Origin of the sequence: Rhizobium leguminosarum bv. viciae, from assembly GCF_012276115.1 — a bacterium.
Taxonomy (GTDB): Bacteria; Pseudomonadota; Alphaproteobacteria; order Rhizobiales; family Rhizobiaceae; genus Rhizobium; species Rhizobium leguminosarum_T.
The window spans coordinates 262,010-274,887 of sequence record NZ_WIEU01000006.1; the positions used below are offsets into that span (position 1 = coordinate 262,010).

General features: G+C 60.1%; 10 protein-coding genes. 5 read left to right on the top strand and 5 right to left on the bottom strand.

Annotated elements, in window-relative coordinates:
• Positions 1-5: 5 nt before the first annotated feature.
• From GFM02_RS14290 to GFM02_RS14310, 5 genes are all read right to left on the bottom strand, one after another.
• Entirely contained in the window at positions 6-833 is an 828-nt protein-coding gene (locus GFM02_RS14290) for a glycoside hydrolase family 16 protein (RefSeq protein ID WP_168271814.1), read from the bottom strand.
• A gap of 50 nt (positions 834-883) precedes the next feature.
• The gene (locus tag GFM02_RS14295; protein WP_168271762.1) at positions 884-2,365 is read right to left on the bottom strand and encodes a lipopolysaccharide biosynthesis protein; all 1,482 of its coding nucleotides are present in this window, start codon (positions 2,363-2,365) and stop codon (positions 884-886) included.
• 69 nt (positions 2,366-2,434) lie between these two features.
• The gene (locus GFM02_RS14300) at positions 2,435-3,679 is read right to left on the bottom strand and encodes a glycosyltransferase family 4 protein (RefSeq protein ID WP_168271761.1); all 1,245 of its coding nucleotides are present in this window, start codon (positions 3,677-3,679) and stop codon (positions 2,435-2,437) included.
• Entirely contained in the window at positions 3,676-5,025 is a 1,350-nt protein-coding gene (locus GFM02_RS14305) for a glycosyltransferase family 4 protein (RefSeq protein WP_206105931.1), read from the bottom strand. The genes GFM02_RS14300 and GFM02_RS14305 overlap by 4 nt, the downstream gene beginning before the upstream one ends.
• Complete coding sequence (locus GFM02_RS14310; protein ID WP_026265410.1) at positions 5,022-5,759, bottom strand: Crp/Fnr family transcriptional regulator; 738 nt, start codon at positions 5,757-5,759, stop codon at positions 5,022-5,024. Before GFM02_RS14310 ends, GFM02_RS14305 begins: the two co-directional genes overlap by 4 nt.
• Before the next feature lie 468 nt (positions 5,760-6,227).
• Here GFM02_RS14310 and GFM02_RS14315 point away from each other — a divergent pair, with 468 nt between their 5' ends.
• From GFM02_RS14315 to GFM02_RS14335, 5 genes are all read left to right on the top strand, one after another.
• On the top strand, positions 6,228-6,929 hold the full coding sequence (locus GFM02_RS14315) for a sugar transferase (protein WP_168271760.1): 702 nt from the start codon (positions 6,228-6,230) through the stop codon (positions 6,927-6,929).
• 118 nt (positions 6,930-7,047) lie between these two features.
• On the top strand, positions 7,048-8,811 hold the full coding sequence (locus GFM02_RS14320) for a polysaccharide biosynthesis tyrosine autokinase (protein WP_168321956.1): 1,764 nt from the start codon (positions 7,048-7,050) through the stop codon (positions 8,809-8,811).
• Positions 8,808-9,827: a glycosyltransferase family 2 protein gene (locus GFM02_RS14325; RefSeq protein WP_205930306.1), complete on the top strand. Its 1,020-nt coding sequence runs from the start codon at positions 8,808-8,810 to the stop codon at positions 9,825-9,827. Before GFM02_RS14320 ends, GFM02_RS14325 begins: the two co-directional genes overlap by 4 nt.
• Positions 9,828-9,833: 6 nt before the next feature.
• Positions 9,834-11,219, top strand: coding sequence for a polysaccharide biosynthesis/export family protein (locus GFM02_RS14330; RefSeq protein WP_168321957.1), 1,386 nt, complete (start codon positions 9,834-9,836; stop codon positions 11,217-11,219).
• Positions 11,220-11,345: 126 nt separating this feature from the next.
• Positions 11,346-12,812 carry a hypothetical protein gene (locus tag GFM02_RS14335; protein ID WP_168321958.1) on the top strand — a complete coding sequence of 489 codons (1,467 nt, stop codon included), beginning with the start codon at positions 11,346-11,348 and terminating at the stop codon, positions 12,810-12,812.
• The last annotated feature ends 66 nt before the right edge of the window (positions 12,813-12,878 follow it).

Consider the following 12,878-nt stretch of genomic DNA (forward strand, 5'->3'; position numbering starts at 1 on the left):
GTTGTTCAATTCGCTGCGTCAGTAGGCTTCCGCTGGTACACGTGAATATAGTCGACGAGTAGAATGGAAGGATTCGGCGTTTCATCAATCGGCCAACCCGAGCCGAGTGCCAGGTTCACCAGCGGATAGAACGGCATGTGGAATTCCTTCGGCGTGTCGAAGCTCCAGATGAACTGACGGTCGAAGTAGAAGCTCGTCTTGTCGGCTTGGATATCGACGCCGTAGGTGTGATAGTCGCTGTTTAAAATGCCGTCCTGGACCTTTTGCCAATGGCCGCCGGTCGTGTTCTGGCCGCCTTGGCTCTGACGCCAGATATGAAAGCCCATACTGAATTCGTAGGGTGCGCGTCCGTAATATTCCAGGACGTCGATCTCGGCGGTGTATTTCGACCGGTCGAGCCCGATGAGCCAGAATGCCGGCCAGACGCCCTTGCCCGGCGGCAGCTTCATCCTTGCTTCGAAATAGCCGAACTGCTGCGAGAACCCTTCGCCTTTCGGGTTCACCGACGACAGCAGGCCCGAGCGCCAGGTTCCATCGGCCTCCTTGCGCGCTTCGATCTTCAGAATTCCCTGATCGGTGGTAAACGGAAAGCCGGGGGCCGGATCTGTGAAGCGGGCGTCACCGAAATCGCCGTTCCAGGGCGTATGGGCGATCCAGCGGGAGCTTCTCTCCCCCCAGGCCGAGACGTCGAGACTGTCGAAACTCTCCTCGAACGTCAGCTGGTACGCATTGATATTGAGTGGTTCCTGAGCCACGCTGGGTTGGCCGGGCAACGCGCCCAGACCAAGAACGATAAGCAAAGCCAGAGCCTTAGAAAATATCCCGTAACGCATTCTGCTCCTCCGAAAACGCCAAACCAATCGTTGGGCTGCACTTGTCTCGATCATGAGATGAGAACTCCGTTTCGTCGCGGCATGAGCCTTTGGACGACGATGGTCTCAATGCCGTCGGGCCTTCCGACAATTTGCCACACGAGCAGCGCGAAGCCCCAGAAGATCGCCACTGCCGCCCCGCCGCAAAGCGCCAGCCTGACGATCAGGTTGAGGCCGACAGGCATGGCGGCGAGCATCGGCTCCATCCACAGCAGGAAAGCGATCATCGGCAAGCTCGCGGCCAGAGGCCTTAAAAAGGCGTGCAACTGAGCGGCAAACGTCGCGCCGATCAGCCGCCGCGTGATAATCAGCGATGCGGCATAGGCAACAAGCACCGCCACGATCCGTGCGCCCAGTGCTCCTGCCACCTGAAAATAGACAATGCCCAGGATGGTGACCGGAACCCTGACGGCGAACTCGGCAAACATCCGGAGAGCGAGATAACGGGTTTTGTTGAGCACCATAGCCAATGGCGGCATCATGTTCGTTGGAAGACCGAGCAGACTGCCGATGCACAGCCACTGCAGAATCGGCGCGGCGGATGCCCATTTCTCGCCGACGATGATCCGCACGGCCGGCTCGGCAAGCAAAGCGAGCGCGATGAGGATGGGCGCTGCCACAAAGGTGATCGCGTTCGTCGCCTTCAGATAGGCAGCGATCAGATTACGACGGTCATCGACGGTCGAGAATGCCGCCATCAGCGGACGCAACAATGGCCCGACGAAGGTCTGGTATGGAATAGCGGCGATATTGTCGGCGACGCTGAAGGCGCCGAAAGTCGACAGGCCCGTGAATCGCGGCAAAAGCAGCCGGTCCAGTTGCCAGTTGATCGAACTCAGCACCTGCGAGACGGTGTTCCAGCTGATCATGTCCTGAAAGTGCGTCCACTCGGAAAGGCTGAATCTCGGTCGCATCGGCGCGAAGATATAGGAGGTGATCGCCGCGGCGGTCGGGCCCGCAACCGCGCCGATCGCCAGTCCCCAATAGCTGCCGGTCGCGACCGCCACCCCGACACCGAACAGCAGTGTCGACCCCTTGGTAATAAGATCGAGTGCGAATTCGCGTTTGAAATCGAACCGCTGCATGAACAGAACCATGCGCGGGCTGATCACGCTGCGCATGGCAGGCGCAATCGAGAGCACGGCGACAAGGGAGAAAAGCCGGGGATCGTCATAGATCAGAGCCATCGGCCAGGAGATGGTCATCATCAGCACGCTGATGGCCACGCCTCGAAGAAGGCTGAGGGTAAGGGCGGTAGCAAACATATCGTCCGAAGGCGACGGCTGGCGCATCAGGGCCTGCGTCAGCGGCAGATCCAGGATTGTCTCGACGATGACTAGAACCGAGGTCGCGATGGCGACAAGGCCGAAATCCGCCGGGCTCAAAAGCCTTGCGAGGATCAGGAGGCTGACGAAATCGAGCAGTCGCGCCAGGAACTTTCCGCTGATAGTCCAGATACTTGCCGTCGCCGTCCTCTGAGATACGCTTGACATGATCTATTTTCTATTCCTCGTCGACGGTTTCGGTCGCAGCGGCAAGACAGGCAGCTCCGTTCCTTGCCCTCAGCCCGCTCGTCTTCTGAAGACCTCGGCGGATCGGTCGCCATGGTCGGTCAGTTGCTGCTCGATCAGGCGGGAGAGGCGGTCGCGGAACACGGCGGAAGAAAATTTCAGCGAGTGCGCGCGGATGGCATGCGGATCGATATCGTCCTCCACCTCTTCGAACGCCGCCATTGTTTCCAATAGAGCTTCCGTGGTCTGCTCAGCGAAGCGAAAGCCGACCTGCGGCGAGCAAACGGTTTCCCTGGCGCCGCCGGCATCGAAAGCCAGGACCGGCCGCCCGGATGCCATGGCTTCCACCGGCAGGATGCCGAAATCCTCCGTGCCCGGAAACAACAGGGCGCGGCATCGCGACAGATGGTCGCGCAGAACGTTGAAGGGCTGATGGCCGAGAAACTGCACGGTCGGTCCGGCAATCGACTTCAGATGGGCCAGTTGTTCTCCCTCGCCGATCACGACCAGCTTTCGGCCGGCCTCGGTACAGGCGCGAACGGCGATGTCCGGCCGCTTGTACGTGGTCAGCTGTCCCGCATAGAGATAAAATTCGCCTTTCCCCTTCCCCACCGCAAAATCGTCGGTCGCAACCGGCGGATGGATGACGATGGATTCCCGGTCGTAGAAGCGGCGGATACGGCTTGCGACATAATCGGAATTGGCAACGAACACATCGACCCGCGAGGAGGTCGTCACGTCCCAAGCGCGCAGCATGGGTGCGGTGATCGACATCAAGGCGCGACCCACCCAAGGCAGACCATGGCGGTAGACATGGAACTGATCCCAGATGTAGCGCATCGGCGAATGGCAGTAGCAGACATGCAGGGCGTCGGCGCGCGTGATGATGCCCTTGGCGGGTCCGGATTCGCTCGACAGCACGAGATCGTAATCCTGCAGATCGAACTGCTCGAGCGCGAAAGGCATCAGCGGCAACATCTTGGTATAATGCCGCTTTGCACCGGGGATCTTCTGCAGGAAGGATGTGCGGATGTTCCGCGTCTTCAGAAAATCGCTGATGCGATCCCGGTTGCAGACGAGGGTGAAGATGTCGGCCTGCGGAAACATGCGGCACAGCTCTTCGACGACCTTCTCGCCACCGCGCATCGAAACGAGCCAATAATGCACGATGGCGACACGAAGCTGCTTGGTATCGCTCGCGCTTCCGGCATCAGTGACACGTCTTTTCGCCATGACTGGCGCATCGCCGAGAAATGCCCTCGCGTCGGGAAGAGAGGTTGTTGCCTTAAGGGTCAACTCAATACTCCTTGTATCGCCACACCGTCTGTCAGGTCGGGAACCGCATTCGTCGAAATCAGGCTGTGGTATTCGCAAAGAAGCGCGTCGCGCCATTCCTCGTGAGTCGACGCAAGATCCGGCGACTTCAGGAAAGCCCGCTCGCTCATGGCGCGGACCTCGTGCCTCGGCATTTGGCTAAATCGCTTCAAAGTATCGGCAAAGGCGCTTTCGTCAGCCGTATCGCAGGCGATCGCCATGCCGGCTCTTTGCATTTCCTCGGCAAGAAAGGCGCTGTGCGACATGATGACCGGTAGCCCGCTCCTGGCCGCTTCGATAGCGACGAGGCCGAATGGCTCGGGATAGCGAGACGGCATCAACAGTGCACGCGCCTTGCGGATGGTCGGGCCGATCTCCGCATGCGACTGCCAGCCGACGGCCCTGACGTGATCTCCCGAAGCCGCAACCAGCGGCATCAGCGGCCCGTCCCCGATCACGCAGAGCCTGACGCCGGCTTTGCGTGTGGCGGCCACGGCGTCCTCTATGCCCTTCTCTTCGTCCAGCCGCCCGATGAAGACGAACTCCTCGTTGGCCTCCGCCTCGATGCGTTTAATGGAGAGCGGAGCGACGGGATTGCGGATCGTCGTCAGTCGTTCGGGCCGATATCCGGCGCCGACGAGGAAGCTTGCCATCTTCTCGTGCAGCAGGATGATCCGGCCGAAATCGGCCTGATCCTTCAGCCGCCGGAGGATATTGGAGCCGCGGGCAACCCGCCATAATTTGTGCGAATAACTTCTCTTGTCGCAGGCCGTCGCAATGCAGCCTCCGCCGAGCGGGCGTCGAAGGCAGACTTCCTGCGCCTGATAGTCGAAGAAGGCGCCGTTGGGGCAGGCGGTGAAGAAATCATGCGCGTGCACCACGCATCGTCTGGCGACCGGCATCAACGCCCTGAAAATCGCCGGAGACAGGATCTGGTGCCAGCCATGCACATGATAGACGGTATTGGCGGTGTCGTTTGCGGCAATCCAGTTCGCGACCATGCGGACGGCGGCGCCATTGTGAATGCCGGTCACGAAAGCCTTCGCACGCTCGGCACTGAGCAGGTCGCGGCTGTTCAGCCCGACCATTAAGACCCCGAGTGCGACGAGCTCCGCATTGGCGGCGTCATCCCCGCAAATATAGGTCACGGGGATGTCGAGGCCCCGAAAAAGCTTGGCGGACAGCACCGCCAGCGCCGTCGCACCGCCTCTGGCCACCGAATAATCGTCGATGATGACCACGCGATCGATCTTTGTCGTGCCGGGGCTGGGAAACCGGCCGACGCTTGCGGCGGATCGAAGGACCTCGGGAAGCGACGGGCGCATCACTTCACCGAAACTGCGCCGTTGGCACAGGCCTCCAGCGCCTTGCGGTTGAGGATGCGGATCTTGCCCTGGCCCCCGTCGATGATCTTGCCTTCCCGCAGGCGCCGCAGGCATTGATTGACCTTCTCGCGGGACGCCGGCAGCGTCGCGGCCAGATCATTTTGCGAGATGATCAGTTCGTCGCCGCTGTTTGCCGGATCTTTTCCATAAACAGTGGAGAGCCGCAGCAGCGTGCTGGCCAGCCTCGATTGCAGGCTCGACGCCGCATTCGCAATGATCCGGAGTTCGAGCTCTGAAATGCGCGCCAGCGCCCTGGAGAAGACTTTTTCGCGAAAGCAGGGATCGCTGGCGTACATGTCACGCAGCAGCCGGCCTTCGAAGAAATGCAGCTCGCAGGCGGAACCGGCACGGTATTCGAGGCTCAACGTCTGCCTGCGCAGAACCTCGAGCTCGCCGATGAGGCCGGATTTCGGAATGATCTCGACGATGAATTCCCGGCCGTCGGGCAGCATCGTGCTTGCGCTGACCACCCCCGAATGAACGCGCGCGAACGTATCGACGAGGACGCCGGCCCCTGCGATGATCTCGCCGCGCCGGAAACGCCGGACGCTCGACCGGCAGGAAAGGAATTCGTCGTCGATGACGATGCGGCTGTTCAGATGAATGCCGCCGTTAGCTGATATCGCCGCCTTGCCGATGCCGGCCCTGCGATCTGATGCGTGTGTCGCCCCATCCATGCGCATAACTCCACTCGATAACCATAGGCAATGCTGCACTGCATCATTTATATTGTCTTAATATGAGAGTCAAATAACATCACGGAGATATGACGTAAAGATAAAGTATACATTTAACTTCAAAACAAAATATACACCATAAAAAGGACAAAAAATCTCAAAGAAGCCAAAAAGCCGCCACGCGATCGAAGATCTCTGCCTATTAAAACGGCTTACTGAATAAAAAACGGCAATAATCAAAGTGATGACATCAAAACTGATAAACAAGCGTCAGCGGATAATCACCACGAATTAGATTAGATTATCGTTTTAAATGAAAAGAAGGCCATCAAGGTGTAGTCCGAATTCTCGATTGCCCGTTAGTAGCATAAAGAATTTGTTAAGGATTATGACCTTGGTAACAGACAACCAGAGTGCGGCGCAGCAAACTTTGAACGGTTCTTAATCGGAATGTTTTGGAGACCACCGATGACATGGGAAGCACATAGTTTCGAGGCTTGGTCGCGTGTCGGACGGTCCGCGAAAGGCGGCGATCTCCATTCGTCCCGGCCTCGTGCGGCAGGCAGATCGTCGAAGCGCGCGCTAGACCTTGTGATCGCAGTCACGGCGCTGATCCTGCTTTCCCCGCTTCTGTTGATCGTCGCAATGATCGTGAAGATGAGCGACCGCGGCCCGGTCTTCTATTCCCATACGCGTATCGGCGTCGGCGGAGCGCCGTTCGGATGCCTCAAGTTTCGCACGATGAAGACCAACGCGAGTGCTCAGCTTGCCGAATTGCTGCAAAACAACCCGGCTGCGCGAAGCGAATGGGAAGAGACACGCAAGCTGAAGGACGATCCGAGGATCACCGCCGTCGGTGATATCCTCAGGCGGTCGAGCATCGACGAGCTTCCGCAACTGATCAATATCGTGCGTGGCGACATGAGCCTTGTCGGCCCCCGGCCGATCACGGCCGAGGAATTGCCGCGCTACGGCGAGCATATATGGGCCTACATGGCCGTCCGCCCGGGCCTGACCGGTCACTGGCAGACCAGCGGGCGCAATGATGTCAGTTACGAGTACCGGGTTTCCCTCGACGTTCACTATCTCAACAACTGGTCGCTCGGCCGGGACTTCATCATCATTGCCAAGACCATTCCCGCTCTGTTTTCGCAGCGTGGCTCGTATTGAGCATTCATGGGGAGAGCCGCCGATCATGCCTGGAATCGGAAGACACGTTACTTCCCCGTCCCTCCAAGCTGCCATTACCTGGTTACTCCGTGAGCTCGCCATTCTGGATTAGGACGACATGACCTCAAGCACGATCTTCAGTGGTGTTTCTCCGATATCTCTGCCTCCCGCAGCCACTGGCGGGAATTCGCCGCTCACCTTGCGGGATATGCTCTTCTTTATCAGAATGCGCTGGCTGTGGATTGCGGCGACGACTTTCGCTTTCCTCGTATTGGCAGGGAGCTACGTGCTGACCGCCGAACCGACGTTCGTTGCCAACACGCAACTTGTGATCGTCCCCCAGGTCAGCGGCTCCGAAGCACAGAGGGCTTTCGCGGAAGACGCATTCATCGAGGGACAGTTGGAGATCGCCAAATCCAGCGATGTCGTCGGTGGAACGGTAACGGCACTTGGTCTCGATACCGATCCTGACTTTGTCGACCAGACGCCTTCGCTGCAGGATCGGGCAAAGAACTGGTTGATGGGCGCTTCTTCCGAACCGGATACGGCATCGCAGGAAGCGGCGGGCGCAGGACCGCGTGACAGACAGCCGCAACAGCAGATCGAGGACGGGCGGATCCATGATCGGGCGGTCGCCACGCTGCTGAACATGATGGGAGTACGCCGGATCGGGAGTTCGACGATCATCGAGATATCGGCTGCAGCATCGACCCCGCAGCAGGCCGTCGACATCGCCGACACGCTGGCCAGGCAGTATATCCAGAAGAATATCGCGATGAAGGCCAATGCGTCCCGGCAATACAGCGAATGGCTGACCAGATTCGTAAGCGAGCAACAGCGCGGACTGGCCGAAGCTGCCAGTGCCCTGGCCAGCTTCACGAGCAATCCGCGCGATCAGTTCAAGCTTGCGGAGCTGCAGAGCGCGACTGACGCCCGCCGCACCCTTTATGAAAATACCTTGAACCAGCTGACGGAAGCCAAGCAGCGCATCACCTACCCGGTGTCGGATGCCACGATCGTCTCTCGGGCCACCCTGCCTCTTTCGAAAGCCAGACCACGCAGCACGCTCATCATTGCATTTGCGGCGGCGGTTGGTCTTGGCGTCGGCTTCGCACTCGCCCTGATAAGGCACGCCGGCGATCGCCGGATCGTCCGGCCCAATCAGATCGCGGATGCCGGTGGGCTGCCCTTTGTCACTTTGCTGGCGACATCGAGGACCAGCAATGGTCACTCGGCGCGTTTCCTCGCTGCCGGTACCGGCAACAGCACCGCAGCCGCCTATCCTGTTATCCCAGGCATGGCGGAGCTGAGCGCGACGGTCGTTGGTCTTCGGCGCAAACGCCGGGTCGTCATCGGAATCGTCGCTGTCAATCCCGGCAGCGGGGCATCGACCATCGCATGCGAACTTGCGGTGCTCTCGTCGATATCAGGAGCGCAGACGCTGCTGATCGATGCGGCTGCACAGAAATCGTCGCTCAGCAAATCGATTGCGCCCCATAGTTCAACAGGCCTCGTCGATGTTCTCGACAATGGCGAACTGATCCGGACGGCGGCACTGCCCCTCACCCCGACGCTGAAATTCCTACCCCTCGGCAAAGTCGTAGCGGCGTCGCCGGCCATTCGCCTCAGTTCCCGCCGCACGCAGTTGAGCTTCGCCGAACTGAAGAAGGAGTTCGACGCCATATTCGTCGACATTTCCGCATTCTCTGCTTCGCCGGATGCCAATGCGATCGCGCCGGAATTGGACGGTGTCCTCGTGGTCACGTCGCACGGGCACACTTCGATCGACGATACCATGCACGTCATCGAGACCCTGCGGAATGTCGGCGCGGAGATCCTCGGCGCGATCATCAACCATGCACCGAAAAGAATAGAGTCATGACTTCACCTTCGGCAGAAGCAACGAGGCAAGATAGCCCGATCGGACCGGCGCCTGTTTCTCGCGGCGCTGAAGCCATGGCGGGCCGCGCGCGCCGTCCATTGCGACTGGCTGTGGGGATTGCTTCGGCAGGCCGCCCCTCGATACTCAAGGAGACTGTCGATTATCTCACGGCCCTGCCGGACCAGGCCGAGCGGCTGATCGTCTGCGTGCCGGTGATCGACGACGCCGCCGGCCTCGCCGACCGCCTTGATGTGGAAGTCATCGTCGGCAGCCGTGGCCTGACCTCCCAGCGCAACAGGATCATCCAGGCCGCCGCCGACACGGATATTCTGATCTTCCTGGATGACGACTTCATTCCCGCCGCGACCTTCCTGTCGCGGATGGCGGCTGTCTTTGCAGCAAACCCGGACGTGGCGATCGCCACTGGCGAAGTCCTGGCCGACGGCATCCTCGATGGCGGCCTCAGCATGCCAAAGGCCCTGCAGGTTCTTGAAACAGCCGGTGAAAGGGCCGAGCAGGTGACGGAGGTCTATAACGCCTACGGATGCAACATGGCGGTTCGCCTTTCACCCGTTCTCCTGCACGCGCTGGCCTTCGATGAACAGCTACCGCTCTACGGCTGGCTCGAAGATGTCGATTTCAGCCGGTCCATCGCCCGCTACGGCAGGTCCGTGCGTGTCGAAGGCGCTCGCGGCGTGCATCTCGGCGTCAGATCCGGGCGCCAGCCCGGCCGAAGGCTCGGCTATTCGCAGGTTGCCAATCCTGTCTACCTGATCCGGAAGGGCACGATGTCGAAGGGCCGTGCTGTCGCACAGATCGGCCGCAACATCCTGGCGAATACGCGGGGTCTATTATTCAATGACCGCCTGATCGACCGATGGGGACGCTTGAACGGCAATTTGCTGGCGCTTTCCGACCTTCTTGTCGGCCGCCTCTCTCCGTCCCGCATCCTGGAATTCGGCAATCCCGCGCCGCGCGAAATGCCTTCGCCGTCGATCGCAACGAAACGGAGATAGCAGACAATGCAGCGCACATCCTTGTCCGGTCGCCTCATCTCCATCGCCCTTGCCTTGCTGGTATTTTCCGGCGTGACCGGCTGGAGTGTCGCCCATGCGGAAAACTATACCCTCGTGCCGGAAGATCAGGTGAGACTGCGTGTCGTCGAATGGCGATCGTCGGATTCCCGGTATGCCAGCTGGGAAGCCCTCGGCGGAACATATACAGTCGACGATGCCGGTAATCTGGCGATTCCGATCGCCGGCCAGGTGCAGGCGATCGGCAAGACGACGGAGCAGGTTTCCGATGCGATCGCCACCGCGCTCTCCGAAAAGGCGGAACTGCCGGGAAAGCCGTTCATCGCCGTGGAAATTGCCCAGCATGCGCCGATCTTCGTAACCGGGACCGTGCAGACCCCCGGGCGCTATGCTTTTGAGGCCGATATGACGGTCATGAAGGCCGTCAGCATCGCCGGCGGCTTCCTTCGGGAGCGCGAAGAGAATACCGTCTTCGAGCGCGACCGGATCGAGGCTGCCGGCGCCTACCGAACGGCCATTCTCAACCGGCGTGATCTTCTGATGCGCCAGGCGCGGTTGCGCGCCGAGATCGCCGGCGAACAGAGTTTCGAGATCCCTGCAGAACTCGCCGGAACACCCGATGTGGACAAGCTGAAGGCGCAGGAATTGAACCTGATGCGGCTGCGACGCGTCGATATCGAAAGCCAGATCGAAGCGGCAAGCGACCTCGCCCGTCTCTACGGCCAGCAGGTCCAATCACTCGAGGCCAAGATCAATTCGCAAAAGCGGCAGATCGACCTTGCGCAAAAGGAACTGGATAATGTCAACAGCCTGGTGAGCAAGGGTCTGGTCAGCAATTCCCGGCAGGTCACGGTCGACCGCGGCGTTGCGGACGCACAAGGCACCCTGATCGATCTCGAAGTCGCCCTGACCACGGCTCGCCAGGGGCTCAGCGAAGCCGATCGCTCGAAGATTAATATCGTTAACCGGCAGAACAGCGAAAACCAGGAGCTGCTCAACCAGGTCAATCTCGCGATCGGCAGGGCTGCGATCGACATCCAGGTGGCCCAGCTTCTGGGCGAACAGGCTGGCTACAGCGCGCAACTCGCCCAGATGAATACGGACGTGCCGGGTCTTGGCAGAGCGCAAAAGAACTACAGGATCGTGCGTCGCAACGACGATGGCACCTATCGCAACATCGAGGCGGACGAGACGACCAGCTTGCGGCCGCATGATGTCGTCGAAATCGGCATCGACACGGATCTCCAGACGCCGTCGCCTCCGCTGCAGCTGCAGTCCGCGCCACAGCAGCAAAGCTCGGCAGTCCCCCTGTCTAATGTAGCAGGCGACAATCAGACGGCTCCCGGCTGGATATCCCAGACGGGATCGAATTAGGGGGGCGGTCGTGACCATGAACGACAGCTGGCGGCTTTCGCCTCGGGCATTGCGCCGGAAGGCGGATGCCGGTTTTCGGCAAACCCGATGCCTCCGCCGCTCTCCGTCCGGATCGGGATCTGAAGCATGTCGATAGAACCGATCGGCTTCATCGTTCTGCTGCTTGGCCTGCTCAGCATGGTCAACGGCGCGCGTTTTGCGATCACGACCCTTTGCCTGTCGACGCTGCTCGGAGCGGCCGCGGCTCTGCAATTGCCCGCGCTCGGCGGCAGCAGCATCCAGCCAAGCCATCTTCTCGTGCTTTTTCTCGTGGTAGCCGCCCTGCTGCGCCCGGCTCAAACACAGGCGACGCTCGCCAGCATGGCCTATCCGGGTCCCGGTTTCTGGTTTGCCGCCTACATCCTGTTTTCCGTGGCATCATCTTTCTTTTTGCCGCGCATCTTTGCAGGCGCGACCCTCGTTTACTCCTCTGCACGCGACACCACGGGCATGATGTCGACGGTGGCCGCTCCCCTGTCGCCGGGTTCGTCCAATCTCAGCCAGTCTGTCTATCTGCTCGGCGACCTCGCCTGCTTTGCCGTCGTCTCGGGGCTTGCCAGGCTCGGCTATGCCCGTTTCATCGCACTGCAGTTAATCGTCGCCTCGATCGCATGTTTTACCCTGGCATTGATTGATATCGGAACATTCCTGACCGACCAGTCCTACCTGCTCGATGTCATCAGAAACGCGAACTATACGATGCATACGGCCGAGACGATCAGCGGCTTCAAACGCATCGTCGGCCCGTTCCCCGAAGCAAGCACTTATGGCGCAGTCGCATTAGCCTATTTTTCCTTCACGCTTCTGCTCTGGCTGGAGCGCGTCCAAATCCGTATGGCAGGACTTGCAACGCTTTTCATCGGCCCGACGATCGTCCTCTGCACATCGACAACCGCTTATATTGCCGGCATTTTCGTTGTCTGCATGTTCGTTCTGTTTTGCCTGAAACGACTGATTAGCGGCCCCGCCAAGACCCCGCATGTGACTTTCCTGGTGATCACGCTGTTTTTGATTCCCTGCGCCATCGTCGCACTCAGCCTTGTCCCCGATGCGTGGAATTCCATCGCCGGCCTGATGAGCACCACCTTGTCGGACAAGCTCCAATCGCAATCCGGTGAAGAGCGCACCGCCTGGAATACACTGGCATTGATCGCATTCGTCGATACCGCCACCTTCGGCGCCGGGCTCGGCACGGTTCGGGCCTCGAGTTTTATCGCTGCGTTGCTCTCCAATGTCGGATTGACCGGCACTCTTCTCTTCGCCGCCTTCCTGTACAGCCTTGCAAGGGCCTCCGGCCGGCACATGTCAAGCGATCGGGAGACGCAAGCGATCGGAAACGCTGCGGTTATGGCATCCATCGCGCAGGTCGCCTCCGCGGCGATCTCGGGGAGCGGCACGGATCTCGGCTTGCTGTTCAGCACCACGGCAGGTCTGGCGGCCGGCTGCCTGGCAACCAATACCTCTCCCCGGCGCGCGACCCGATCGCTCGCTAATCGAACCCCGCTGGAGGCATCGACATCTCTGATGAGAGCGCCGATGTTTTCAACACGATGACGCCCGCTTTGGAACTCCGCCAGGGCGCGGGATGGCAATCTCGTCGAGCCATCGGCGTGCCCGCAT